Annotated in this window: 30 protein-coding genes and 1 tRNA gene; 4 read left to right on the top strand and 27 right to left on the bottom strand. The window is 52.4% G+C overall.

Annotation, left to right across the window (positions count from 1 at the left end):
- The first annotated feature begins 41 nt into the window (after nucleotides 1–41).
- Both O9H32_RS05420 and O9H32_RS05415 read left to right on the top strand, forming a co-directional pair.
- Nucleotides 42–266, top strand: coding sequence for a hypothetical protein (locus tag O9H32_RS05420; protein WP_269864851.1), 225 nt, complete (start codon nucleotides 42–44; stop codon nucleotides 264–266).
- 109 nt (nucleotides 267–375) lie between these two features.
- Entirely contained in the window at nucleotides 376–810 is a 435-nt protein-coding gene (locus O9H32_RS05415) for a PilZ domain-containing protein (RefSeq protein ID WP_269864850.1), read from the top strand.
- On the opposite strand, the gene O9H32_RS05410 is transcribed toward O9H32_RS05415, so the two are convergent.
- Nucleotides 807–1,751 (bottom strand): hypothetical protein, encoded by a 945-nt coding sequence (locus O9H32_RS05410; RefSeq protein WP_269864849.1) that lies wholly within the window; start codon nucleotides 1,749–1,751, stop codon nucleotides 807–809. The genes O9H32_RS05415 and O9H32_RS05410 overlap by 4 nt on opposite strands.
- A 225-nt stretch (nucleotides 1,752–1,976) precedes the next feature.
- Between O9H32_RS05410 and O9H32_RS05405 the strand changes: the two genes are divergently transcribed.
- Nucleotides 1,977–2,049, top strand: a tRNA-Val gene (locus tag O9H32_RS05405).
- A 122-nt stretch (nucleotides 2,050–2,171) separates the two neighbouring features.
- Here O9H32_RS05405 and O9H32_RS05400 read toward each other — a convergent pair.
- The 4 genes from O9H32_RS05400 to O9H32_RS05385 all read right to left on the bottom strand — a co-directional run bounded on the left by O9H32_RS05400 (nucleotide 2,172) and on the right by O9H32_RS05385 (nucleotide 5,236).
- On the bottom strand, nucleotides 2,172–2,561 hold the full coding sequence (locus O9H32_RS05400) for a PH domain-containing protein (RefSeq protein WP_269864847.1): 390 nt from the start codon (nucleotides 2,559–2,561) through the stop codon (nucleotides 2,172–2,174).
- 68 nt (nucleotides 2,562–2,629) lie between these two features.
- Nucleotides 2,630–2,863, bottom strand: a complete 234-nt coding sequence (locus O9H32_RS05395; protein WP_269864846.1) for a helix-turn-helix domain-containing protein — start codon at nucleotides 2,861–2,863, stop codon at nucleotides 2,630–2,632.
- A 245-nt stretch (nucleotides 2,864–3,108) separates the two neighbouring features.
- Nucleotides 3,109–3,261 carry a hypothetical protein gene (locus O9H32_RS05390; protein ID WP_269864844.1) on the bottom strand — a complete coding sequence of 51 codons (153 nt, stop codon included), beginning with the start codon at nucleotides 3,259–3,261 and terminating at the stop codon, nucleotides 3,109–3,111.
- A gap of 952 nt (nucleotides 3,262–4,213) precedes the next feature.
- On the bottom strand, nucleotides 4,214–5,236 hold the full coding sequence (locus O9H32_RS05385; protein WP_269864843.1) for a hypothetical protein: 1,023 nt from the start codon (nucleotides 5,234–5,236) through the stop codon (nucleotides 4,214–4,216).
- Between the two features lie 253 nt (nucleotides 5,237–5,489).
- Between O9H32_RS05385 and O9H32_RS05380 the strand changes: the two genes are divergently transcribed.
- On the top strand, nucleotides 5,490–6,251 hold the full coding sequence (locus tag O9H32_RS05380) for an abortive infection family protein (RefSeq protein ID WP_269864842.1): 762 nt from the start codon (nucleotides 5,490–5,492) through the stop codon (nucleotides 6,249–6,251).
- Between the two features lie 63 nt (nucleotides 6,252–6,314).
- Here O9H32_RS05380 and O9H32_RS05375 read toward each other — a convergent pair whose 3' ends face one another.
- From O9H32_RS05375 to O9H32_RS05270, 22 genes are all read right to left on the bottom strand, one after another.
- Nucleotides 6,315–6,650: a phage holin gene (locus O9H32_RS05375; RefSeq protein ID WP_269864841.1), complete on the bottom strand. Its 336-nt coding sequence runs from the start codon at nucleotides 6,648–6,650 to the stop codon at nucleotides 6,315–6,317.
- Nucleotides 6,651–6,672: 22 nt separating this feature from the next.
- Nucleotides 6,673–7,329: a glycoside hydrolase family 73 protein gene (locus tag O9H32_RS05370; protein WP_269864840.1), complete on the bottom strand. Its 657-nt coding sequence runs from the start codon at nucleotides 7,327–7,329 to the stop codon at nucleotides 6,673–6,675.
- Nucleotides 7,326–7,739 carry a hypothetical protein gene (locus O9H32_RS05365; RefSeq protein WP_269864839.1) on the bottom strand — a complete coding sequence of 138 codons (414 nt, stop codon included), beginning with the start codon at nucleotides 7,737–7,739 and terminating at the stop codon, nucleotides 7,326–7,328. The genes O9H32_RS05370 and O9H32_RS05365 overlap by 4 nt, the downstream gene beginning before the upstream one ends.
- Before the next feature lie 51 nt (nucleotides 7,740–7,790).
- Nucleotides 7,791–9,440 (bottom strand): glycosyl hydrolase family 28-related protein, encoded by a 1,650-nt coding sequence (locus O9H32_RS05360; protein ID WP_269864838.1) that lies wholly within the window; start codon nucleotides 9,438–9,440, stop codon nucleotides 7,791–7,793.
- A gap of 75 nt (nucleotides 9,441–9,515) precedes the next feature.
- Complete coding sequence (locus O9H32_RS05355) at nucleotides 9,516–11,441, bottom strand: fibronectin type III domain-containing protein (RefSeq protein ID WP_269864837.1); 1,926 nt, start codon at nucleotides 11,439–11,441, stop codon at nucleotides 9,516–9,518.
- 42 nt (nucleotides 11,442–11,483) lie between these two features.
- Nucleotides 11,484–11,636 carry a hypothetical protein gene (locus O9H32_RS05350; protein WP_269864836.1) on the bottom strand — a complete coding sequence of 51 codons (153 nt, stop codon included), beginning with the start codon at nucleotides 11,634–11,636 and terminating at the stop codon, nucleotides 11,484–11,486.
- Between the two features lie 15 nt (nucleotides 11,637–11,651).
- The gene (locus O9H32_RS05345) at nucleotides 11,652–11,882 is read right to left on the bottom strand and encodes a hypothetical protein (RefSeq protein ID WP_269864835.1); all 231 of its coding nucleotides are present in this window, start codon (nucleotides 11,880–11,882) and stop codon (nucleotides 11,652–11,654) included.
- Nucleotides 11,883–11,892: 10 nt separating this feature from the next.
- Nucleotides 11,893–13,389: a hypothetical protein gene (locus O9H32_RS05340; protein WP_269864834.1), complete on the bottom strand. Its 1,497-nt coding sequence runs from the start codon at nucleotides 13,387–13,389 to the stop codon at nucleotides 11,893–11,895.
- 13 nt (nucleotides 13,390–13,402) lie between these two features.
- Entirely contained in the window at nucleotides 13,403–14,047 is a 645-nt protein-coding gene (locus O9H32_RS05335; RefSeq protein ID WP_269864833.1) for a hypothetical protein, read from the bottom strand.
- Nucleotides 14,044–15,222, bottom strand: coding sequence for a baseplate J/gp47 family protein (locus O9H32_RS05330; protein WP_269864832.1), 1,179 nt, complete (start codon nucleotides 15,220–15,222; stop codon nucleotides 14,044–14,046). Before O9H32_RS05330 ends, O9H32_RS05335 begins: the two co-directional genes overlap by 4 nt.
- On the bottom strand, nucleotides 15,212–15,571 hold the full coding sequence (locus tag O9H32_RS05325) for a DUF2634 domain-containing protein (protein WP_269864831.1): 360 nt from the start codon (nucleotides 15,569–15,571) through the stop codon (nucleotides 15,212–15,214). The genes O9H32_RS05330 and O9H32_RS05325 overlap by 11 nt, the downstream gene beginning before the upstream one ends.
- Nucleotides 15,559–15,948: a Gp138 family membrane-puncturing spike protein gene (locus tag O9H32_RS05320; protein WP_269864830.1), complete on the bottom strand. Its 390-nt coding sequence runs from the start codon at nucleotides 15,946–15,948 to the stop codon at nucleotides 15,559–15,561. The genes O9H32_RS05325 and O9H32_RS05320 overlap by 13 nt, the downstream gene beginning before the upstream one ends.
- Complete coding sequence (locus tag O9H32_RS05315; RefSeq protein WP_269864828.1) at nucleotides 15,945–16,736, bottom strand: phage protein; 792 nt, start codon at nucleotides 16,734–16,736, stop codon at nucleotides 15,945–15,947. Before O9H32_RS05315 ends, O9H32_RS05320 begins: the two co-directional genes overlap by 4 nt.
- Nucleotides 16,729–17,049 carry a phage baseplate plug family protein gene (locus tag O9H32_RS05310; protein ID WP_269864827.1) on the bottom strand — a complete coding sequence of 107 codons (321 nt, stop codon included), beginning with the start codon at nucleotides 17,047–17,049 and terminating at the stop codon, nucleotides 16,729–16,731. Before O9H32_RS05310 ends, O9H32_RS05315 begins: the two co-directional genes overlap by 8 nt.
- 1 nt (nucleotide 17,050) lies before the next feature.
- On the bottom strand, nucleotides 17,051–17,542 hold the full coding sequence (locus O9H32_RS05305; RefSeq protein WP_269864826.1) for a phage baseplate protein: 492 nt from the start codon (nucleotides 17,540–17,542) through the stop codon (nucleotides 17,051–17,053).
- A complete protein-coding gene (locus O9H32_RS05300) occupies nucleotides 17,529–19,472 on the bottom strand; it encodes a phage tail tape measure protein (RefSeq protein WP_269864825.1) in 1,944 nt (647 codons plus the stop codon). Before O9H32_RS05300 ends, O9H32_RS05305 begins: the two co-directional genes overlap by 14 nt.
- 3 nt (nucleotides 19,473–19,475) lie before the next feature.
- The gene (locus O9H32_RS05295; protein WP_269864824.1) at nucleotides 19,476–19,616 is read right to left on the bottom strand and encodes a hypothetical protein; all 141 of its coding nucleotides are present in this window, start codon (nucleotides 19,614–19,616) and stop codon (nucleotides 19,476–19,478) included.
- A gap of 43 nt (nucleotides 19,617–19,659) precedes the next feature.
- Complete coding sequence (locus O9H32_RS05290) at nucleotides 19,660–19,959, bottom strand: hypothetical protein (protein ID WP_269864823.1); 300 nt, start codon at nucleotides 19,957–19,959, stop codon at nucleotides 19,660–19,662.
- A gap of 29 nt (nucleotides 19,960–19,988) precedes the next feature.
- Nucleotides 19,989–20,384, bottom strand: a complete 396-nt coding sequence (locus tag O9H32_RS05285) for a phage structural protein (protein WP_269864822.1) — start codon at nucleotides 20,382–20,384, stop codon at nucleotides 19,989–19,991.
- Nucleotides 20,385–20,400: 16 nt separating this feature from the next.
- Nucleotides 20,401–21,411, bottom strand: coding sequence for a DUF3383 family protein (locus tag O9H32_RS05280; protein WP_269864821.1), 1,011 nt, complete (start codon nucleotides 21,409–21,411; stop codon nucleotides 20,401–20,403).
- Nucleotides 21,404–21,892, bottom strand: coding sequence for a phage neck terminator protein (locus O9H32_RS05275; protein WP_269864820.1), 489 nt, complete (start codon nucleotides 21,890–21,892; stop codon nucleotides 21,404–21,406). Before O9H32_RS05275 ends, O9H32_RS05280 begins: the two co-directional genes overlap by 8 nt.
- Nucleotides 21,879–22,220, bottom strand: coding sequence for a hypothetical protein (locus O9H32_RS05270; protein ID WP_269864898.1), 342 nt, complete (start codon nucleotides 22,218–22,220; stop codon nucleotides 21,879–21,881). Before O9H32_RS05270 ends, O9H32_RS05275 begins: the two co-directional genes overlap by 14 nt.
- Nucleotides 22,221–22,222: the final 2 nt, after the last annotated feature.

Below are 22,222 nucleotides of genomic sequence, written 5' to 3'. Positions count from 1 at the left end.
TAATAGAAGTATCCGAAGAGGAAAGGGAGGATGAGATTCCGATGACGACTGAACTCATTATCGGCGACCGCAAGATTCCCGTACGATTCATTTCGAGTGATCAAAAAGCGATTCCCAGACTCATCACGGTACTTGAGAGCACACAGCAGCCTTCTGCCCGGCAATCCTGCCCCCCCATCCAAGAAATCGACCATATCGAAGTCATCGGCAACAATGCCGTAGTGTACGACTGCAAGTCACGCAACGTCCAACTGCCGCTCTACTAAGTAGAGCGGTTTTTTTTCTCTTTCCTTCTATCATTTTAACGTTGCCTGGGACTAAAGTCTTGCTGTATAGTATACATACGACTTCAGGAAAGAGAAGGACGGTCCATCCATGAATGAGCAGCCCAACAAGCGCCGTTTCTTCCGGCTGAAACTGCAGCATCCCCTCGGCGCCGAACTTCGAATGGTAGGCGTTCACGATACTCAAACGATCCGCCACACCCTGAAGACGGCACTGCTCGATATTTCGGCAGGCGGAGCCCGTTTTATCGCCACAGGCCCGCTGCCGGAAGAGAAGCACTTGCTCTTCGAGCTCCGGTTCACGGCGCTCGGCAAGGACTATAAGCCGCTTGGCGTCATGGTGCGCAAAGTAGAAACGGCGGGCGGTCATCCGCAGTATTGTGCACAGTTCTCGCTGGATGAACAGGACACCGCTTCACTCGCAAGCGTTATCAACCAACTCTCCGTCAAGCTGCGGAAGAATCCCGTTCTCTCCTCCTGCAGCTTCTTGACCGACGAAGACCTCCAGACGCTCGGACCCTTCTAACGAAGCACGCCGGACATGCCGGCCACCAGATACCGCTTGCCCGATTCCGTATGCCAAGACCAGCTTCGAAACAGGAGCTGGTCTGTTTTTACTTTGTCATGCAGATCCTTCAGCCCCAGCACAGCCGCATCGATCCCATATTTGCCAAAGACGGAGAAAAGGTAAGCCGTGCGATCTGTCTCCAGTGTCTTCCCGTTTAATTCTTCCATAATGTCCGCTTTGCTCTCATCGATGTGAATCATCTCGGACCACATCACGATCCGCCCCTCGGGCTTCAGCAGAGACAGCAGCGTCTGGTTATAGGCCGTGACCAGCGAGTTGCGAAGCGACCGGATCGCCTCGATGATGCTCTTCCGCTCTCCTTCGGCATAGCGGTCCATGTGCCCGTGAAACTGAGCCAGGGCTTCCCCATAGAACAGCTGGGTGTGAACACCGGAAGACACGACAAGCGAGAACGACTTTCGCAGATGCGGCAGGACTTCGACTCGGCGGGCCTGGAATGCACTGTCCCGCAGGAAGGCGATCAATTGGTCTGCCGAAGCTTCGCCGGTCAACAGCTCCTCATACCGCTCGTAGAACGAAATCTGGTCGAGTCCGGTATAATCCACACGGGTCAACGATTTGATCCGTCCGGCCGCAGGGCTTCCCGTCGACTCCAGGATCTCTTCGAGTACATTATCCTCCGTATCGAGGACCGTGAGGCCTTGAAAGTGCGCACTCAGTCCCGGCAGATCCACATCGCCGTGATTCCCCGCGCCAAGCACGGCCGCCTTCTCGCGCCGGCCGAGCAGTCCGATCGATTCATCCAGCAGCTGCCGAATATGGAACCGGTGCGTCCCCCACTCCGCCTCGCCCCAATCGAGCGTTTCTTTCTCCATCCCTATATGCTCATCCGCACTCAGCGGCTGCTGCGGTTCCAATCCCCAACGAAAGTCTCTCATGCGCTTCCCTTCCCTTCAGAGGCTTGTTTTTCCTGCTGTCATTATAGCATAACGATTCTGGCCAAACCTATGCGAACCGTCACACGAAAACCGGAGCTTCAAGGTGACTTCACAAAAACTTTAATTGAAGTGTTGACATGTTCCATGGATCTTGTTATTATAGAAAACGTCCCCGGTAAACACGGGAACAACAACCGGATAATGAATAAGATCCGTTCCCATCATGACTTGTTAGCTCAGCTGGGAGAGCACCATCTTGACAGGGTGGGGGTCACTGGTTCGAGCCCAGTACAGGTCATACAGCAAAGCCCTTGCCCAGCAAGGGTTTTTTGCTTTTTAGGGGGTGTCCCCTCTCCTGAGAAAACACCCTTTGACCACATTTTGACCACGCCACGAAATAAACCCCTGTACAAGATGTTACTATGCGGTCCTGCTCCGGACGATCTCCGCCAGCTTTGTCGCCTCCGCCTTATCGGCATTATCAAAGACGATCGTGTTCCCAATTCCCATGAAACTCAAGCTGGCCAGGCGCAGCATCGGACCCATCGGCTCGAATTGGACCGAGGTGATTTTTGAATACGGCAGCTCCTCGTGCTTCAACAGGAAAAGCGCCTTGGCCACAAAAAGGACCCGCTTATCGGTTGCAATAGCCAAGCCATTCATTTTATTGTATCGCCCCTTAGCAATCCCCTGGATCCGCTCGTTCTCGTGCAGCAGGCCAGGCAGCTCCTTGACCTCAGACTCCTTCACCATCTTGGCTCCGTTCTCTAGCTGCATGATCTGGCTCTTTATCTCGTCAATAGTAGGCACGGTACAACACCTCTCAGAATTTTCTCATGGGTAATTGTACCAGCTATACTATCAGTCTTGATACCTTTTTATGAATGTCTTTGCTTGTACTCATCAATTTCAGCTTTTCTGGCAAGAACATCGGACCGGAGAAATAACCGGTCCTTGTCCAAATTTTTGATAGCCTTAAGCTTGCCGCGGCGAATCTGGTCGCTAAGATTCTGCCGAGTACATTCGAGAATCTCGGTTGCCTCTGTTGTATTGATGACCTCTTCTTCGATAAATGCGATTAGTTCTTCCCTCGATGAGAACGTCAGCTTCATTTTGACCACTTCCTTAAGATGATTCTTACAAGGGTAAGGACAAGCCATATCCCTATTGCGATGACGGCAGCCCACTTGACCCCCGTCATCTCATTGAAATCTGTATCCAGAAGATACATTACGGCAAGCAAGAAAAACATGTAATCCGAGTATTGGATGCTCTTCATAATTGGAGGATGGATGTGGTATACTTTTTATTGAAAGCAGGAGGACTGCCATCCTCCCGCTCTCGTTACAGTTTAGGCTTAGCGTCTCTTCTTCGAGGGGCGCTTTTTCTTTTTTTTCTTTCTCTTGTTGAGCCACTTCTTGAGATACTGCCATATCTCGAAGCTTACTTTGATGCTTGCCCCTGCGTAGAAGATGGCGGCCGCTAAGTCTTTCCAGTCCTGCACATCCATCTTGTTCTCCTCCTTTCTATAATTAATTATACCACGCTACTTTACATATGACAAGTACTTATTGTGAATATATCCCCGCAGCTCTTGGCCAACGGGGATATGCTTTACATCCAAAATGAGCATTTCGATCGTTTGAAATACCGCGCACCCATCTGGACAAATATAGAAGACAAGGAATCAATCTTTCCACTGCCAACCGGCTTTTGCTCGAACATTACCACGATGTTCGATTGGCTCATAAGAGCGTTGTGAAAATCCGTTTCGCTTATAATAGGTCTCAACCGAATCACCTCCCAAGAAGTGTATCGGTAATATGTGGAAGAATTGTTAGTCCATAAAGTAATTATTTTGTATACGCATTGGATATCGACTAGCCAGACTATCACGATCAAAGGTCTCGATCGGTAGAATTACATGAGGTAGTGTCTCGGTCCACTCTATGTACTGCTCCTTGTTTAGCAATCTGAGCACCTGATAAATGCCTTCTTTACTGCGTCCCGTCTTTTGCATGAGCTCACCGATCGAAGGCGCACGACGATATCCTTCCCAATAATTGCCGATTATCCTAAGTACTTTTCGTTCGATATCTGACAGCAATGCAATCACCTCTGTTCGCATTATATACGAACACACAAATAAATCAATAACTAAAAAAGCCCCATGTATTTAACACGAGGCCCGAATTTAGTATGGTGGATTAAATTCTACGTAAGTAATAATATACAAAAGGGAAGTTACCGAGAAAACAACGTCCCCTACAGATACCTTACTCCGAATTTCCTTTTTAAATATGGGAATAAAGCCTATTGTAAACCTTTGGATGAGAAAAGTGCTCCCAAAAACAAACAGAAAGGCGCCCAACACGGATAGTATATTCCTAACCATATCCATTGACTTCCCCCCTCATCCTTATACTTGAGAAAACATACATTCTTTATTATAGATCAAAAAATCACTTTTCAGAAGTTTTTTCTGAAGAAGCTGGTGGATCAACTGCTTCCAATAGTTTGGCAAGCTCTTCAGGCGTCTTGACTTCTAGATCTGCCATGTATGTCTTCAATATAAGTTCTTTTTGGTCTCTGCTTTGCTTGTGATCCCAAAAATCAGTTATTTCCTTCAACATACCATTCATATTTACACTTACAGGCTCCCCGCCAAAAACCTGAAGTGGGATCGAAAAACTACCACCATTTAATGTAAGAAGCAACAGTCCAATTACTGTAATAACAGCTATAGGACCCGTAAACGTAATTTTTCCAGGTGAGTTCACATTAACCTTTAAGTCTACGCCATCTAAATCAATGTCATAGGTCTCCGAAAAATCATTAAATTCTTCAGCTAGTTCTATTATTTCAGCACCCATCAAGAAAAATGAAGGCATTGGTATTTTACCTTCTTTTTTCACTTGTAAGGCTAGATGAGCTTCATTTCCTCTAATGAAGAAATTGTGTATTAATCTTTCAATCGCATTGGCATACTCATCTGCTTCACTAATCGTATGCTGCGCATGTTGTAGAAGTTTATATAGTTCTTTATCCAAATCCCACTTATGTATATCTTTGAGCCACTTTACACGCTTTCTTTTTTGAAAAGGGCATTTCTTAGGGTCTTCTTCAAGGGCAGCCTGTTCTATTGTCTCCACAAATGGTTGGTCATCTAATACTTCACCAACGGACACTACATTTGAGGAATACCCTGTAATTAACACTACATCCCCTTTTTTTATGTTCTTTGCAAATATTCTTAACTGGTTCGCTGTCCTGCTTGCATTCGGTTTATCGGGGTAATAGCTTTTTACCATCTCGACAAGTTCTTTATCTGAGAGTTCATTTATATTATCAACAGTAATATCATCCCAGTTAATAGCAATAAACCCGTTTTTCCTGTAATCACTATAATAACGCCCGCCTTGAGTTCTTACGAGCCAGTAGCCTTTGGTATCTGGAATAATAGGTAACAGAGCTAAGTTATTCAAGTTGATGAACATCCTCTCAAGGTTAAGATAAAGACTGTCGGTATTCCGACATTATTTTACATCATTATCTTAGAGGCGGATATATCAAAAATAATTTATAAAGAAAACTTCATAATTGTAAAAAAATTCATCTAATCAGTCATAATTGCTACAGGGATAGTTATTATCCGCCGCGATAAGAATAAAATCGGTTTAGAAAAAAATATGCTATTAATTTGGTTTAAAAGACATTAATCTATGGAGTTGAATAATTATGTATGAAGCTGAACTTATTGAAGCAGAAAAATTGAAGCTTAATATTACTTCCCGTGTAACTGGAGCTGAAGCTAGTGCCAGTAATATTGAATACAAAACTATCCGTGAAAAATTAATTAAAAATCCAAGACTTAAAGATAAGTTGCCCCGATATATACATACCTGTAGAACTCTCGATGAGATATGGGGGTACTTCAAACCCCTAGCGGGTACTTATCAACAACGCCGTACAATCATTCAGGATTCTTTTCAGCCCCTACTCTCATTCATAGAACAAAATTCAAACACTCCGCTTGATGAAATAATTTCAGATGGCCTTACTCAAAATAATGCGCATCAATTTATTCGGGAGAATTGGGATAAAGCACTTGAAAGAAGGGAAGAAGATCCTGAGGGGGCAATCACAATTGCAAGAACTTTGTTAGAGCAAACATTAAAATTTATTTTAGACCAAGAAGGCGTGATCTACACAGATAAAGAGGATCTCCCAGCACTTTATAAAAAGACACAAACTGTGTTAAATCTCTCTCCAGACGGACACACTGAGCAAATATTCAAGCAGATTCTAGGCGGGTGTGCTTCAGTTGTACAGGGCTTAGGGTCCCTTCGTAACAAGTTTGGGGATGCCCATGGCCACGGTATAAAATACTATAAACCTTCAAAAAGGCATGCACAGTTGGCTGTAAACATTGCAGGTTCTCTGGCAGACTTCTTAATATCGACATGGATAGAAAAACTAAATGCAGTTCATACCAAATGAATGTATCACTCTATAGTTAACAAAAAGAGCTCCTTAGGATTGGAGCTCTTTTTGTTTAATAGCTTATTTTTTTTGCTCTAAAACTGCCTTCTCAATTGCAGCGCGGATTTCTGTAGACGTTAGATTCAGGCCAATATCTGCAAGATGGTCTAACACATACTTCTCGGCCTCTTGCAGCTTAGCCTCCCCGCCGGCACCTTTGAAGACTGCCTCCGCTAAGGCCATACCCTCCTTTGCGATCAGGTGTAGCTTCTCTCGCTGCTGTACCGTCGTTCGCGTCTCAATCCAGCCTTCGGCTTTGCTTCGCAGCCCGCCAACGGCCGCTATTACGATAAGTGCCAGAGCGCTGACCAGCGCCTGCAGGACGGTCTGGAGATAAGGTTGGACCAGTTCATTCATAAAAAATTTCTCCTCTCCCTTATTAGACTTCCACGCCGCTTTGACGCGCGAGGATGACAGTGTTCAGCCAACTGACCTCAGAGATCGTCAACTGCCGCGTATAGGCTTTCTCAACCCATGAATAGTCAGACAGCTTTCCGGCCCGATAGAGTCCATCAAGGGCATCCCCAAGCTGCTTCCATTGCCAATCGTGCTCCAGCTTCATCGTATCCTCATCCTCCTTCACTTCTTCCTCGATTTGATCGTACTTCGCAAACCCGTTCGCCTCGATGATGCTGATCAACTTCTTTGCATACTGCGGGTCAGTGGCATACCCTGCGGACTGAAGAGCCCGAGCCGCCCCTTTGTAGTCAAGAGCCTTACAAGCCGTGAAGAACCCGGCTCGGGAGTACCGGCCGTTCCTCAGTAGGAATTCGCTGTGGTCGATCACGCTGGCCGCCCAGTCCGGATATGCCCGGAAGCTGTCCTGGACCGTCGTCTTCACCCCGTTATAGTACTCATGGGTCGTAAACGTCTGCCCGCTGCCTTTGATGCCGTACAGGTTCCCACCGGCGACTGCGCGGCCGTACCCCGTCTCCAGGCACGCCTGCGCCAGCTTGATGCTGGTCAGCACCCCTGTCCTTCGTTGCTCAGCCTGCGCCATCGGCAATAAGGTTTTGATAAAATCCTGCTTATTCATGGTACAGGGACCTCCCCTCGCATCACGAGATAAATAATCGTACCCGCCAGCACCCACCTCAGTAGTGCCATCAGGTCTTTCCTGAGGCTGCTGCTCTCTGCGGATCCCGATGCCATGTTTTGCCGGAGCAGTGCAAAGACCTCCGATTTGAAACTGGCAAATTCAGTCACCAGCATATTGATTGAAGTTTTTATCCCCTCTTGTGTAGACTGCAGTACCCGAAGATCCTCTTGGTGCCGCTTATCTGTTTCCTCCAAAACCCGGATCTGCTGCTGCGACTTGAGGCCCTCCGTATTGAGCCTCAACAGCTCGCCCGACATTCCCTTTAGCTGTTCAACTACCTCGAGGTGTTTTGCCTCCAATCGTTCAAGCCGGGCAAGGGCCTCGGCGCTTAAAATGGTCTCTGGCACCCCCCTCAGCTCCTTTCTGAAGAATAGCCCCGATCGGCTCGGGGCACATGCTCACACTTTGTCAGCAAATGCATCACTCGTGGCGTCTCCGTAGCCGGCCGTCACCGCATCGATCTTCAAGATGGATCCCGTAGTCAGCGGCAGCGCCCGGGTGCAGTACAGCACCACTTTGATCACAGTGCCGGTGTAACCTGCAGGTACGGTGAATACCTCCCGGTAAAGGAGATTGGCTGCCGCGGGCGTGAGGCTCTTCAGCTTCCGGAGGATCTTCCCATCCTCACCGACCACCTCTGCGGTGAGATCCGGCGTGCCGTTGGTACGGTAGGAGGCAAGGAAGGTAATCGGTGCACCGACCATCGCCCGGCTGACCGGGATCGAGTAGACCAGCTTTCGCCACGATGCCCCACCGGCGATCTGGTTGTAATTGAGATCCTCCATAAGGACCTTGTCCCGTGTGAAACGCCCGCGGCCGCCTACCCGGCCACCGTACACCACGCCGCGCTGAGCCCCTCCGGCTTCGAAGGCGATCTCCCCGCCAGCATTATGCACGATAAGGTTCTCCGGCAGCTCCTTGACCGTCACCTTCTTCGAGTTATAAGTGGTGATCCTGCCGGCGCTCACCTTGGCCAGGGAGACCACTGCCGGCGTCAGCTCGCCGAACACGGAGTCGGTATCCAGCTGGATCCGATCGTATTTGTGGCCCTCCACGTAGATGAGATCATCAGTGCAGCCGCAGTCGTATGTGTTCCCCTTGAACGATACACCGCAATTACTCGTGTTTGCCTCCTTTGAGAGTACGTACTTCGGAGCGAGCTCTCCGCTGACTTTGTCACTAACCGGCCCGCGACAGAAGACATTGTTCTGGATCGAGACCCCTTCATATTCGCCAAAGAGCTGGATGTGGGAGAGGAACTTCTCAGGGAGTGGCGGATCAAATGCCAGCCCAGTAGACTTGAGTCCGCTGCCGCACCGGTTGAAGAGATTCTCGGCGATATGCACATGCTTGTTCAGCTGCTTCAAAATGATCGCATTGCCGGCCACCCGATCGAAGAAGTTCTCGATGATCTGGTTATACTCACAGGCAAATAGTGCCATTGCGAAGCTCCGGTCAATCCACTCGAATCGATTATGAGCGATCAGGTTTGCCTTGGCCTGTACAAGATCGAATGCTGACGCACCGACGAAGGTGCAGTCCTTCCATACCGAATCAATGATCCGGCCTTTGAAGAGAGCATTCACACCATAATTCGTGAAGTCACACTCGAAGAACCGATAATTGTGGTACGCCCCCTTCTCGTCTGAAGGCGCATCGAGGACCACCATATCCTTGAATGAGCAGTTACGAAAACGCATGGATCGCGGGCTCGACTTCTCCGCGAGCTTAGCGAAATTCGTGAAGCAGAGATTGTCAATTGTGGCCCGCGTCGTGTCTGCGGCAAAGAGGACGTTTGAATCTGCTCCGATCAAGACCGATCCACCAGCGAAAAAATCGTCATGCTCCGGCCAGTATTGCTTGTTGCTTGCCGTTCCCTCGATAAAGACGTTATCCAGCCGCTGCAGCTGGCCTGCGATAAGGAACGGGCCAAGCGGCACTTTGATCTTTTCCCCGGTCTCCCGCGCCTGGTCGATCGCCTTCTGGAAGGCTACGGTGCAGTCTACCTTCCCGCCAACCACCGCTCCCTGCTCAACTACATTAATCATTGACTCTCGCTCCTCGGCCCTCTCAGGGCAAAAAAATTAGCCCCGATCGGATCGAGGCCAAATTGTTTGGAGGTATTAAGCTGCGTTGCTCTGTACTGTGACTTCGTTCCATTGGCTGGTATTTTCCCCGCCCGCATACATTCCGAATTTGGTTCGGCCTGCATACTCCGTCGCATCCGCTGTGGAAAGTGTGAAATCCATAGCAGCCGTCGCGCTGCCTTCAAGGTAAACCTTGATGTTGTTGCCAGAAACCACGATTTTGATTTCATGGCTAGCTGTCGTGTTGATCGTGGCGGCCACAGCATGCAGCTGCGTCGTTGTCGCTGTACCTGTGACATCACTACGTTTAAACAATTTGAGCTCAGCTCCTGCAGCAGCAGCATCGTACCTGACATAGAGGTAGTTGGTGCCATTCAGGCCGCGGAACGCGAAGCCCTGCTTTCCACCGGCAGCGTACACATTATAAATGAGAGTGTAGTCCCCCGTAGGCGCACCCGATTCCACAAGAATCTTATCTCCGGTTGTCCCAGTGTACTTGGCCGCATTGTTGACGAGCTGCCAGTTAGCTGGCGTGGTTGCCACCGAGGTGTCCCAGGGTGCCCCGGTTTCAGGCTGGTGACCGTTGAGCGAACCGTTAGGGCCAGTGAAAGTATCCTTATAATACACAGTAGGCCCACCTGCAGGTGCAGCATCGGTTGTGACGGCCAGCGCTGGGGATGCCGTGGACGTATTGCCGTTCGCATCCCGGGCTTTCAAAGTAAAGTTATACGGCGTGGATGGGTTCAAGCCTGTGATGGTCGTCTGCGTTACCGTTCCTACCGTGACAGCCGAAGGGCCGCCTTCGATGATGTAATTCGTTACGCCGACGCCCCCAGTGTTATCAGAAACAGCTGTCCAGGAGAGAGTGACGCTGTTATGCGTCTTGCTGACCAGTGTTGGCTGTGCCGGTACGTTCGGCGCGGTGCTATCCGATGCAGGCGCGCTCGTCGTCACGCTGAGAGTGGCTGCAGGACCTTCATTCCCTTTGGCATCGACGGCTCGCACTGTAAAGGTATATGCCGTACTCTGCGTCAGCCCCGTTGCCTGGTAGCTCAGAACGTTTCCGAGCGTTGCAATCAAGGTTCCGTTGCGGTATACCTTGTAGCCGGTCACACCGGATCCTCCAGGGTTATCGGTCGCTGCCGTCCATGCGAGGTTTACCGTGGTGGTTGTCTTGGACGGCGACGTGAGCGATGCAGGCGCGCCTGGGGCCGTCGTATCTGCAGCTCCCGCTGGCAGCTTAAGGGTGGCAATGAACCCGGCACCAGAGTCAGCGATTTTCGTTGATCCTACCGCATTTGGGTGGACACGGTCAGCTTGATAGTCCGTTGCGTAATCAATTCCGATGCCGAACATGTCCCACACAGGGCATTTCATGTCGTAGGCAAGCAGGCGCGCCTCGGCATTATGATCCATCAGGCTGTTACCCAGGAGGTTTTTGTCCTCATTTTTCACTACCGCTTCCGGTGGGCCATCCCGTGGAAGGGAAATGGCAATGACGACAATAGCGTTAGGATTCCAACCTCGGATCAGGTTCACCGTTGCCCTAAGCGTTCCCATATGGTTGTTGTCCGTTGCGGTATCTGTATAAACACCCTTGTCGATTTCCAGACGCGGATCATTGCCACCAGAGTACAGAATGTACACATCCCCGGTCCTATCCCATGAATTTCTGTTGGAGTAGATCGAGGTATTCGTCGCGCCCAAGGCTGTCTTCCAAGACCATGGTTTTCCCGGGTAACCATATTTAATAACTGTTCCCCCGGTTCGGGCAGCTAGTTTGGTAGACCATCCCTGCCCGGCAGGCACGTCTTGTTCGGCGACAATGGAGTTGCCAATCACGATGATCTTCTTGCCTTTAAATGGTTGGGCGATAATTACGTCTCCGGTACCTCCCCCTCCAATGCCTCGAGTCTGCTCAATAAATAAACGATAAGCACTTTTTACCTTCCGCACCACCATGTTTGCTCATCTCCTATTCCTAAAAATAAAGCAAGCAGCCGACTATTCGGTGCTTGCTTCCTCGGGCTTTTGTTGCTGTTCTTGCTCCTGTCTCTCCAATACAGAAAGGGCCGTAAACAGCTCCCTCTCTTCTTGCTGCAGCACATACATTTGCGCCTGGATCTGCATGATTCGTTGCTTGATTCCATCCTTCATTGGTTTGGTCCCTCCTTAGTCTTGGGCGACTATACCTTCTTTGATATTGATTTTTTCGGTAACAAACCCTTGAACCCCCTGCGTTGCCGTTTCGATAGGACCGATGGCATCGGGCTTGAGCAGCAGCATTGCATTTGAGGCGAGCATGTTTCCCTCGTCATCAAATTTCTGATAGGTGACTCGATACTGCATGAGCTCACCGTCTTTGTTGAAGTTTTGGGTGATAGACATGATATTGATCTTCATGGGTTACCTCCTATCCTGCAGCATAATTGAAACGAAGGTTGTGATAACCAAGGCGCCATGCAAGAACCCGATACATGAACTTCTTCCCGGCTGGCCCGTGTATCGTAAAGCTGTCAACTCCCCGGACAGGTACGGTAAACCCGCTGCCGTCGATCCCGGTTACATGAACTTGGTAATCGTCCCCGTTAATCTCGACGGTCTCCAGGAAGATAGGATCCATCTGGATCACAACAGATCCATCATCTCCGATCTCACCCTCACCGAAGTCCTCGAATCGGTTCTCAGGACTTTCCATAGCGTAAAGCAGTTGCTCACCATGGCTGGCCGTTTGGACAAACGCTGATTTTGTACCGCCTACGCTGAAGGCCTTCTCTACGCGGAATTGGGTAGTGTTCCACCAAGCCGTCACCTGGTTATTCGCGAAAATCTCCATCTGTCCGTCCGAGTTCCAGTTAAACCCGGTATCATGGTCACCAACCGCTAAGGATATAGCTGGTTCAGAATTCATAAGATTGTTGGCAGCTCCGTTGTGGACGAAGGTCCTTCCCCAGATATTCACCTGGCCCATGCCCCGGACGGAGAACCTGGGGTTCCATCCGTTATAAAGACTCACTGCCTCAAAGATACTTGTGTCATTGCTAGCGTAACGGTTTGCCACAATGGCCCCAACCGATGAGGTCGAATCCTCATAGTTAACGATATACGCTCCAAGTTTCACTCCACCTGGTATCCCCTGGAATGTGCTTTCGGCGAACTGCCGTCCTGGTTTACGACGAACATCGAGAGAAATACCAGTATAGTCATTTGCTATGGTCACAACGGGGTGAAAACTACCCCCATTTGTTGCCCCGTGATCCATAGTTCCTAGCTGTACACCGCGGTTACCAGCAATACGGGCACCATCAATGTTTTTTGTTGAGGTCTCATCGAAGTACTGAATGAAATGGTTCTTGTCGAGACCATCCGTGCTTCGGATGTACAGTGGCTGGTTATTCAGGCTGAGGGAATACCCGCTGCCCACATTGAGATTCCGACCACTCGTCCAAATATCCGCTGTATCGCCGCTCAACTTCCAGTCAATGGTTTTACCGTCACTCGGTCGAACAGCACGGAAAAGGAATCCCGCCCCGCCCATGCCGTCATTGGCTGTATTGAATATTTGCTTGATCCGGAACTTGTCAGTAGCCATGGTCTCATTCTCCATGTTAACGACTACGTCTCTCCCGGATGATCCCGTCGCCCTAACCGTGATAAGGGCATTATCATCATTCTTTTGAACGGAAAGTCTGCTGAACTGAACAGCGTCTGCCTTCTTCAGTGACTGATCAAAGTCGCCCTTATGGACAGCATTCTTCTGCAATTCCTCCAGCACTTTGCTTGTTCTGGTAAATAACCAGTTGAAATAACCTGCCGGCGGTTTCTCGCCTGCTTGAAATCCATCCGTTTTTTTTCCTGCCGGCGGTTCCACCCCCGCCGCGCCCCATCCGGGTAGCTGCTCTAAGAACACTTATAAACACCTCCTATATCGGCAGCTCATCTTCCTCTTCTGGGCTGTATGCCGCCCCAAGGTATCCGCCGATGGTCCCTTCAATATCTCCGAATCCGGCACTGTTGTCCGTCTCGCTCGAATCGTAATCCGAAGAAAATGAGAATGTCCCCTCAAGCTCGATCACACCCACGCGCACGCCAGCGGCCACCGTCCGCTGCACAACCCGGGCAAATTGATTCAGCGTCATGCCGGCGGCATTCAGTGTGGCCAAGGGAAGCTTTGTGATAGATATGGCAGCCGGCTCCGGATCCACGGCTGCCGTGTACTCTTCCCGGATTCGTATCTCACTCGGATCCACATTGAGCGCAATGGAAAGAACCCGAATGATGGTATTGATATCCCCCTCACTCAGATTCTGGGCAATCTTACTCTTGAGCATGATGCGGTACACTGAATCGGACGCCACACCGCGCGGCTGCTGCACCATCTGTCCGATCCGATCCAACGTCGACCCTCTGGCCTGGTCGATCTCCCGCCAATCGTGAACGCGATTCTGGGCCTCCTCATAGGCTTGCAGCTGCCCCGCCATGATCGCCAGGAGCTTCCCAAGATTGCTGTTTGGGCCCTTCGTGAACACGTCTGTCAGGCGTTTGACGATATCCTTTACCTGAATCATACGACCGGCACCACCGTTACCAGATTGGCCGCCGTCTGGGCGACCTCATTCGCATCGATCTGCAGGTTCCCTTCTTGCCAGCTCGTCCCATCCGTACTGAGCTCCACCTTCACGTCGATAACACCCTCGACGCTGTAGGCTGCCGCAATGATCCGGGAGTGTACCACTTCCGCTCCCATGCTGAGCCCTACATAGACCGTGCCGTCCGCGTCCTCCCCTCCGACGTACCGTATGGCTGCCGTCTCCACCTGCGCGGCGCCATTGGCCGGGAAGCGATTATCCGTCGTCACCGTGATGCGTTGGTGGACCGGTACCTCAACCGCATAGGAGAAACGCATGACCCGGTCTGTCCCAGAGTCGTCCTTGACGGTCACGCTCTCGGTCCCCCAGGGCTGGATCCCGCCGGCTTTGGTGTCCAAGATGGCTTGGCCGATATCCTGGGGAAGCCCACCGAGCACGAAAGCCTCGAACGATTTGGGCGGCCTACCGGCGGCATCGGTCGTATTTGTAAAGTTCTCGATGACTGTGGCTGCTCGTACGCCTGTCGTCCGAAGGAGCGCCGCTCGGATGGCTGGAATAGTCGCCTTGCCGCGCCCCTCTGCAGATACACCGAAACGGTTGCGAAACTCCTGCGCCGTCTCCTCCTCGCGGCCTCCAGACGTCTCAGATTGGTTTATCACGGCCGTTACATGCGCCACCGGATTCACTATCGTCGTAATCTGCCCGGCCGCCACATTGCCTGTTTTGCCCGCCAGGAGCGCCTGTATATTAGCCGTGCCGTGCCCTGTTCCATCGAGCGTCACGGCCTCGAGGGTTTCAAACACGACGTTTGATGTCGTCTTCACCCGGAACCCGGACGCCACTGTGGAGCCCGCGGTGCCCGTGATGGTGATCGAACCGATCGCCCTGCTCGCCTGCAGCCGCTGAATGCCTCCAAAAGGGCCGAGCCGATACAGACTTACTCCAGTTGCCGTATCCGGAAAGGCGCTGTTGTAGACCGCCTCCAAGCCCTGCCAGAGGATCGCCAGAAACCAGGCGAACAGCCGGAGGATGATCCCCAGGGGCGAGCGTTCGGAGGTGTTGATCTGCTCCCCGTAGGCCTCCCGGGCTTTGCTCTCCATGTCCGAGAACAGGTCGGCGAATCTCGGCCGCTTAAATCCCTTTTCATCCAACATTAAGGGCCACCTCCTCGGAGATTATTGTTCCATCCTCCGCGGTGGCTTCAAAGCGGACCACCGACGTCCTCCCTGCAGGGTCGTCCTGGATCTCCAGGCTATCGATGGTCTTGATCCGCGGCTCTTGCCGTAACCCCTGCCGGATCTGTTCCAGCCGTGCCTCCATGCTCAGGCTCTTCCCCACGAATTTTTCAACATCAATACCCATGTTCGGATTAAGGAACCACTCGTCTTTATTGGTGCCGAGGGATATGCTCACGCACTGCGCGATCTCCTCCGGCCCCTCCACCATGAGCAGCTCCCCGTCCTCGATGACCAGGTCACCATTCACCAGTTTTAAAGACTGCATGAAAACACCCCCACGATAACTGCATCATTCTTGCTGTGCTTTCGATCCGTATCGGGGCTCGCCGTCACACCGCTCAGGGTATTCTTGATCTCCCGGTCCGCGCACACCACAAGAACCATGTCCCCAGGCTGCAGTACCGGCCGATACACCTGTACGGTGCCTCCTTCAGTCCGGTACTTGTGCCCAAGCGCCGGAACGTTTTGGATCGGTGCCGGGTCCTCCTCCGTGATCCGGAGCAAGGGCTGTACCGTAGCCATGCAGGTTGCCTCGTCGAAGGAGATCACCCTGCAGGGAAAGCTTACGTATAAACCTGCAGCAGCCTTTTTGGCCGAAGCCGCGGCGAGCTTTGCCAACCCGGCGCCCGCATCCTTATTCACGGCAGAATCGCCTCCACTTCCGTTGAAAAATCACCGGTATTGCTGAATTTATGGCTGCCGCTTCGGACGTGTACCCGGCCTTCGAAGACTCTGCTTTTGAGTTCAATTACCGAGGCCGTTGTTATCCGATACTGTAGCTGCGACCGGACGGTGTATCCCTTGAAGCCGTCCTCCTCAAACGGGTCAGGCGATCCGATCAGGCCAGTACCCGGGGAGAGCGTGAAAAGATCGTCCGCTCCCCGCCGGAGGTTTCGGATATACAGCTTGCCTTTATTGACGTAGGCCGAGGTGCCGCAATCTGCAGCCACGTCGCTGATGATATCCGTAACCTCTCCGCTCGCCGTGTACCCATCCTCATACCGATAGTCCTGGTTGAGTTCAAACTGAGCGATTGGGAGCCCCAGCTGCGCGGCCATTTCCCTCAGGATATAGGAAGCCAGGGTGCCCTCCGTGTAGGCCACGTCCGCCACCTTCCGGCTGGAAAGATCCTCGGAGTCCAGGACATAGATCGTGGTGATCTTGTCCACCCCCTCCCGACGCGTGAGGGTCTTGGCCACGAATCCATGAAGGATCAGACCAACGTCTCCCCAATACCCGGCATTGATCATCAGCACGCTGCCGCGCTTGATCCGCTCGATGGTCTCCGGCGACAGGTTCCAGATGCGGATCTCACTCTCGTTCGGCAGTGGGTCATTGTCGAAGGGGATGGTGCCCTCCATTGTGTATTTGTCCAGCGTGAAGAGCATGTTCTCGACCATGACCTCCACCACACGCCCGAAATTAGGCATCCGTCTCCGCCTCCCCGACAAATAAAAAGACGCTCTCACCAAGCGTCTCCCATGTTACTTCTGTTTGATTTCCCGACTCATCCAGCGGTACGATCTCCCAGGCAGGAAACCTCCGATCTCGGATCGCGCGGAACAGCGGTACCCCGTAAACAAGCTTCTCGCCGTAAACCAGCACCTCTCCGTCCCGCTCGAGATCCACCGTAAAAAAATCATGCTCAGCGTTATAATGCACTTCGAAGGTGTAGAATACGTCCGCCAGGGAGATCTCAAATCGGTAGGGGATCACTGTCTTGTCAATGTCGATGTATTCCATCCTATCCCTCCGCCCACGGGCTGCCCGCCTTGAATTTCACCTTTTGGACCTCTTCCGTCTTCTTGGCTGTTTTGCTCTTCGTCTGCTTGCGGCCGGAGCTGATGACCGGAGCTGCCTGTGCCCTGATCGGAGCCGGTAGGCTCTCCGCGTAGGATGCTTCTGCGATCCGGACCTCTACCAAGGTGAAGGAGAACTCAAACCCATTGGCCACCTTGTTCGTATGCCTAGTCCGCAGCCCCTTGATCAGGCCGACAAAGTAATTGCGGCCATCGTACTCCACGATTGAGGCGTTATTCTGCAGGCTCTTGAGATTCTCACGGATCTGGGCCGCGTCCTCGCCGACGATAAGACCGCTGATCGGCATCCGGACCGGCTTCCGTTGTACGTGGTCCACCAGGTTGACGTTGTCCTCGACCGGCTGCTCCGTGACGTCGATATCGTAATCCGGCTCCTCATCTTCGACCATGAGATACATTCCGTTAAGTATCGCCATAGGAGACCACCTCCCCCTGCAGGCCCAGCCGGCGTACCGCGCTCTCGATAACGTCGAGTAGGCGTTGATCGATTTGATCAAGGATAGACTGCCCCGCCGGCGTATTGACGGCGTTACCCGTCAGCTCAAACTTGACATGGACGTCCACTCGCGAGGTACCGCCCTGTCGACCGCTTGCCACCGGCTCGGGATACGCGGCGCGAGGCAAGCTTGCCGGTCTGAGCTCGTGCTCGATCGGGCCTTCAATGGCACTCCCCGCCAGCTCATCAGAAGCTTCGATGACTTGATCAGCGGTGCCTGATATCCCTAATGCAAAGCCCTCGCCTGTGTTGACGCCGATCTCCATCATATCCCTGGAGGGCGAATGGATATCCAGGGCCTCCATGACGTTCTCTTTGATGCTCGCGGCAAGATCAGTGACTGCACCCCATAGAGCTGGCCCCTTCGAGACAATACCTTTGATAAGCCCTTCGAGGATGTCTGCACCTATGGAGAACAAATTGATATTCCGTAAGAAGCTTTCAACATTACCCCATACCGAGGCGATTTTCGGGCCGAAGCCGCTCCAAACCTCGCCAAGCCACTCGGTAATCGCACCCCAGTTCTGGAAAGCCCAAGCCACACCCGCCACTGCTGCACCCACGGCAAAAGCGAGGCCGATGAATGGCAAAAACGGTGCAGCTGCCGCCCAGCCTGCCACAGCAAGCCCCCATAATGCAGGTGCAACCGCCACGCCGATTACAAGAGCGAATCCCGCCAAACCAGGGCCGATGATCTCAAAGTTGTCTATGACAAAACCCAGCGCGTCCGAGAGTAACATTACTGCAGGGATCAGCATCTGGCCGATAGGTATGAGGATTCCAGTTTCGATCTGACGGCCAAAGCTCATGGTGGCATCGGATAGGCTGTTGAGCTTGATTTGGTTGAGCTCCTCCATCGTATCCTTTGTCATGTCAAACTGACTCTGCGCGGTACCCATGGCCGCCACGACGCCTACTTCCAGATCCTCGAATTGGGTCCCCATGAGAGCTACCCCGACCGTGTTTCTTTGGACCGGATCCTCGATATCGGAGATCATCCGCATGATCTGGGTGAATGACTTCTGGGCTTCTGGCCCACCTCGGGCGAAAGTCTGCATCATCTCGTTGGCATTCAGACCTAGCATTTTGTAAGCCATGATGGAATCCTTGGAGCCGTCTTTCGATCGGATATTGAACTCTTTGACGGCATCGCCTACCTTATCGAGATCCCACGCGCCAGCTTCTGCTCCGGCACTGAAGATATCAAACATCTGATTCGCAGACATACCTAAAGAGTCAAAGAACACGGAATATTCATTCGCTGTATCCAGGAGATTGCCGTTTGCGTCTAAGCCCTTTTGCGCGCCCTGGGCGAGCAGGTTGAAAGCCTGGTCGGACGTCACCCCGAAGTTCTCCATGACCCCATCTGCGGACCTCACAGCGTCTCTGACCTCAAAGCCAAAAGCGTCTCGCATCAGCAGCGCGTTCCTGGTGGTATTCTCAAGCTCCTTGCCTTGCTGCTTTGTGATTTGAGCCGTGACGGAAATAGCGCTCCCCAGATCGGACCAATTCTCGCCGAAGTTCTGGGAGTACAAGCTCTCTGCTACTCCGCGCGTCTCCTGCATCTGGGCCCCTGTGGCGCCCGTAGCGCCTTGGATCCGCTCCATCGCCCTTTCGTACTCCTCTGCAGCCTGGACAGCACTAGCGCCCACGGCCGCGAGGGAGAGAGCCGCTACCGCCGCCCCGCCCCCCGCGGCCAGAGCTGTGAGTGACGCACCGAGACCGGCTATCGCGTTGTCTGCTTTCCCAGCGTTATCAATGAGCCCGCCAAGATCCTTTTGCGCCTTCTGGACTGCCTTGCTCTGGAGCTTGAACCCGATGGCAAACATCAGGTTCCCTATAACACCCATAGCCTACCTCCTTCTGCCGGTTGGAGGCTTCCCTTTGGGCTTGGCGGCCTTCGTCTGCTGCTCCAGATGTATGTCAAGAGCTGCATTAGCTTCGGCCACGTCCTCCCAATCCATCGAATTCAGATCGCTGTATGAGATATTCATGTCCGAGAGCAAAAGCCGCCAAGTTGACCAATTTCGCTCCGCCCTAGACCTCGCTTCCTGCTTGCTGATCGTCATCCTCGTCGTCAGCTCCATTCATGAAGTTGATGGCAGCCCCCACGACCTCATTGAACTCGGCAATGTCATCACCGAAATCCTCGATTCTCATTTTCGGGTCCACCACAACATACTTAAGGACTTCGTCGGCCGACTTCTCGTCGGAGGCAACCCCGAACCGATTCTTTACGCGGTCACGGATCTGCTGCACTGCACGGATCCCTGGGAACTGGAAGATATACTGCTTTCCTGTGACTTTCGAAGTGAAGTGTTTCTGCTTTTTTTCCATGTTTATTTATCGCTCCCTACCGAAATTTTTTAGGTCATTTTCAGGTCAAGGCATTGGAATACATACTCACGATCCTCTGCACTCTTGCCGTACGTCCGGGTTGCAGGCTTTGTAACGTAAGCCTGAGTAGCCGATGACCGTTCCTGGGGGTCTCTGGAGATGACGGTAATCGATACAAGCTGCCCGCTATTCGCCAAGCGATCCAGAAAGGGTACCTGGGGACTTGTCGGCAGCAAAGTGACCCTGATCTCGCCAGTTTCATCGTTCACACGCGCCCGAATCGGATCCCCCTGCGCGCCTACCCGGACCTCGTAGCCGTCTTCGCTTTTCTCTACCTCGACCATATCCTCGCCAAAGCCGGTCAGGTACTGGCCTGCTACAATTACACTTACGCTTCTGGCGTCATACGTTCTAGCCTCTGCCATCTGGTCGATACCTCCTTTAGAGTCTGATATACCCGCGGATCCGGGCCTCGTGGATCGCACCGGCGAGCTCAAACCAGAATTCGCCGTCATTGTAAATCCGGTCAGCACGGTCTGCCGGATCAACCTCCGCGCGCGACTTGAAGTCGGTGCCATAGAGACCGATTCCGTCCGCGTCCCGTGCAATCATCCCCTGGTTGAATGCACGTTGCAAGACCGTCAGCACAACGCTCTCGATCTGGGCAATGCCGGTATCATCATAAGGAATCTTGTCCGTCGAGTTGATCAGCTTTTGGACCGCATACTCAATGTTAAAATCCACATAATCCTTCGAGTGAATGACGTCGATATACTCACCGTTCGTCGTCTTGCCCTCGCTGGTGACATTGTCGCCGGCCTTGGTAACGTAAGTGTTAGCGCCAAGCGCATGGATCGCAGCCAGCTCTGTGGCGTCGATATCCAGCGGCTGGATACCCGTAAGGGTCTTCGCCTTCCACGTTACGCTGCCGACGTCAGCGGATCCTGTACGCCCAATCCACGCCGCCTCAGGGTAATTCGAAACGTCCGTATGGTAAAACCCAGTCGTCCGAGTGAAACCCTCCGCAAATACAGCGGCGAGGTCCGTTTTGCTGCTCGTACGGAAGAAGAACTGCCTGGTATCGTCCTGCTCGACTGCCTCACCGATCGTTGTGATATCATCCACATTCGTGGAGGTCGTCACAAGGAAGTACCAGTCCTTAGTAAAGAGTCCCGGCAGAATATCCTCCAATGTCTCCGGCGTTCCCCCGGTGCGCCTGGCCGCGATCGCAATCTCCCGCGGGGAATCATCGCCTTGGTTGAACAGCGCGAAGGCTGCCTTGTATTCCTCTGTGCTGGCTGCATAATCGACCAACACCGCCGGCAGGTCCAGATACGTTTTGTATGCGTGTCCCGCCGCGCTCGACCCCAGAATCAGGGGCTTACCGAAGCCCAGCTTGGGTGTCGGTCGTTGGATCTCGATAATGACCGTTACGTCATTCTTGTTAGCCAAGCGGATCAACTCCTTTTATATTTGCAGTCTCGATGGTTTCCACGGTGTACTGCACTCTATTTGTTGTCCGGAAGGTCACCTCGAATCCGTGTCGGCGCTCCCATTCCTCGCCTACAAGGACGTCTCGATTCTCCACCTTCCCGATCTCGGCGACGATCACGTCCACCTTGTACTTAAGCTCCAGATGACCCTCACCCAGGAACCAATCCCGCGCCTTAAGAGCTAATACCTTACCCTCCAAGGTGCTTTCTGAGTAGGAGTGAAAGGACATGGTGAATTCGACCGTCTCAGTCAGGGTAACGGCTCCATTTTGGCTCTGGATAATCGGTAAGCCGCCGGGACTGTCGTCCTCCAGAAAGTCATAAGTCATGAATGGATAGGCCGGAGCTTGGCCGGAGCTATTCATCTCAATGACCTTATTCCCTAGATAGGCTGCCAGCCCCCGCACGATGGCGGATCGGATGGATTCAAAGGAGATCATGGGAGCTCACCCGTTTCAGCATGTATTTTCCCACATCAGAATACTCACGGGCCTCAACCGACTCCACCTTATACCGGGTGCCCAGATACTCGATAACGTCACCCGTCTGGTGCTCAGTCGTGGCGTAAAGAATCCGATCATCCGAAGTGTATCGGCCGCCCTCAAGCTCCATCAGCTTCATACCGACGGGCTGGATTACGCCTAAAAGGGTTTCAGGAGCCGCGGCCGCAGGTTGAAACACCCCATCTTCGTCGTAATCTCCCGCGCCGGTACGCACCCGGATGTATGACGTGGAGTACTTCCTGATCAGCCGGGCGAATCGAAACATTC

The sequence above is a fragment of the Paenibacillus caseinilyticus genome, from assembly GCF_027533645.1.
In the GTDB taxonomy this organism is placed as follows: domain Bacteria; phylum Bacillota; class Bacilli; order Paenibacillales; family NBRC-103111; genus Paenibacillus_G; species Paenibacillus_G caseinilyticus.
Note: the sequence above shows the minus strand (reverse complement) of the source record. Positions and strands in the feature narration are given on the sequence as shown.